This window comes from Bacillus sp. SD075 (assembly GCF_017355165.1).
GTDB lineage: Bacteria > Bacillota > Bacilli > Bacillales > DSM-1321 > Peribacillus.
Genome location: NZ_JADILK010000099.1, coordinates 1 through 2766 on the forward strand (window position 1 = coordinate 1; position 2766 = coordinate 2766).

The window sequence follows — 2766 nt, forward strand, 5'->3', positions numbered from 1 at the left end:
CCTTCCCTAGCAGCCATCATGCTACTAAACTGGGTAGCTACTTCTTTGGAATAGCCTCCACGTTCTAATGCGTACCCGATAAACCCATTTCCAAATAGTGATAGGTAAGATTTTGATATTATCGCCACCTTTTCCCCCACTTCACACCGTACGTGAGAGTTTCCCCTCATACGGCGTTCCATCTAATCCAATTGACCAATATTAACCTAGATTGAAAACGGGTTTACAATGAACTTTTTGTCTTAGTCCATCAAACCGAATTTTCTTCTCTTCCGTTAATCGATACTTGGAAAGTATATTTCTTGTTGTTTCTACATCCTTAGTATGTATAGCTTGGTGTATGTTTTCGAGAACTATTGTCAGATTCCGATAATCGTCGGTTCCACCTAATGCTTTTGGTTGAATGTGATGACAGTGAAAATCATTCAAACCTAATTCTATGCCTGTAATGGAGCACTTCCCATACTGGGCAACAAATTTTGAGATGCGATTATCGTTGTATTCTATAGTTCTATATTTGATGTAGAAGCGTTGGATATGTCGTAAGACATCTTTATTTATGCACTTTAGATTTTGATGAATTTTCTCTCTTCCTCTAGGTGAATAGTTTGTGATCCATTGCGAGAAATTGGTTGCTGGCTTATGTTTTTGTGCATAAAGGGGTACAAGGACGATGTCATGTATTTTATATAATTTAGGATTATAACCCTTATACCTGTCCTGTAATGTCTTCGACATATCAGATCGTGTTGCTTCTTTCCAATCTATTCTTAATCGGTTATAAAGAGTTCTAGTAAGATGGTAGTTTAGCCGATCTAAATCTTTATTTATATGAGTAGCCGCAGAGTAATAGTTTTGTATGCCCATTACGATAGTATTGTAGTGCCAAACAGCTTCCGGTGTTTGTTTCCTTCGGATTTCCTTAATTGCTCGTTTTAGTTTCTGGTAGGCATGTACTTTTGCTTTTTTAGTCATCCTGCTGTGAGCTACATAACCTTTTCTTTTCTTAGTTGCTTTTAGATCGAAGCCAAGAAATTCACTGCTTTTCTTTTTCAAATTAACTATTTGTGACTTTTCTTGACTAATATCTAAATGGAGCCTTGTTTTAAGGAAGTCCTTCGTTGCGTAGAACAGTTTTTGAGCTGTTTGATAGTTTCTACAAAGGATTTTGAAGTCATCAGCGTACCTTACAATAAAACATTCCTTCATCTTGGTTTTCTTTAGTTGCCTAAATTTTGCACTAGGGGCATGAAAATTGTAAGAAGTCTCAAAGGTCTCCCATTGATCACTGACCCACCAATCTAATTCGTTGAGTACAATATTAGATAAGAGAGGACTTAAGATTCCACCTTGCGGTGTGCCCTTAATCGGGATTCCTTCTCCTTGGATTTCTGCCCGTAGTAACCTTGAAATAATTGAAAGAAGTGTTTTATCTTTTACTCCTAATGTCCACATTTGTTTAAGTAATTTCCCATGATTCACATTGTCAAAAAACCCTTTAATGTCAATGTCGATGCAGTAATGCAGTCCATTACTTTTTCTATTGACTTGTGATTTCATTCTTGCTAAAGCATGGTGGGTACTTCTATTGGGTCTGAATCCGTAACTGTGATTATGGAATTTTGCTTCACAAATGGGTTCTAAGATTTGTAAGATACATTGTTGGAAAATTCTATCCCATATCGTAGGAATACCTAACGGTCTTTTATCACCATTGGGCTTTGGTATAAATACACGTCTTACAGATTGTGGTTCATACCATACAAACATGGATTTGACCTTATCCATTACTTCTTCGATTGTTAAACACTTGATGTCGTTAATGGTTAATCCATCTGTACCGGCTGTTGTGCTACCCATATTCTTTTTAATATTTCGATAAGCTAATTTTATATTTTCTTCCATCTTCATAAGTTTCACTAGGTTATAAAAATTGTTCCCATTCTGACTACGCTGAAATAGTACGTCAAAAGTATCTTGTAGATCATAATATTCAGTGTGTCGCAGTTTCCTAATCTTTTCTATAAGTCGGTACCTCCTTATTGGAGCGAAACCTTTTTAAGTCTTACAAGAACCTTATAAACCGATTAAGTCACGTTTAATGGGTGGTCAATCTTCATTAGACTAATGGCTGTCCCTCCACTATGTTTCCATAGCTTCTACAGTACAGTGCCATCACTCTCACTACTGTAAATTATAGTTATACGTCCACTAATCTCATGGACACTTTCCTACAAACCATTTCATTGGAAGTAAGCCCTCCATGTCAGTAGCTTTCCACGTTCCGTTATTCCTATCTATGCATGATACCCTTAGACTTCTCCTTTGGACCTGTTGACTTGACATTGCCTATAACAATGTATGGACTTTCATAACAACTAATCTTACTCATCCACATCAACACTACACTTGATAGCCCATGCATTTCTGCATGTTAACCTTTTAGACCCGTACATTCGGAGATTCGTCAGATTTACCTTACCGTTGGGTTTTAAAATCCATTCTAGTCATAGGTACTTTATAGACCCCCGGCCTATGGGCTACACCATCCACCTCTGGACAGCTTTCGTGTCAAAATGACCTACGGTAGCTCTCAGCCGACTTCACCGAGCTTCACACAATTTGGTTCTTACTAACCTTGTCGCATGTCGGAGTATTAGAGGAAGCCCTTCAAGGCGTTACCCTATCATTTGACTTCTTGGAATAACAGTTCTTAAAACCTATTCGTTTCAAGCCTAATCTTTTCAATTAGGAACGTGTCACACA

Annotated in this window: 1 protein-coding gene; it reads right to left on the reverse strand. The window is 37.6% G+C overall.

Features of this window, described 5'->3' with window-relative positions:
* Positions 1-201 precede the first annotated feature (201 nt).
* Positions 202-1911 carry a group II intron reverse transcriptase/maturase gene (gene ltrA / locus IOC57_RS25390; protein ID WP_396020891.1) on the reverse strand — a complete coding sequence of 570 codons (1710 nt, stop codon included), beginning with the start codon at positions 1909-1911 and terminating at the stop codon, positions 202-204.
* Positions 1912-2766 lie beyond the last annotated feature (855 nt).

Coding starts and splice junctions, on each gene's coding strand:
- ltrA (WP_396020891.1), bottom strand. CDS start 1,911: ATGAAGATGGAAGAAAATATAAAATTAGCTTATCGAAATATTAAAAAG.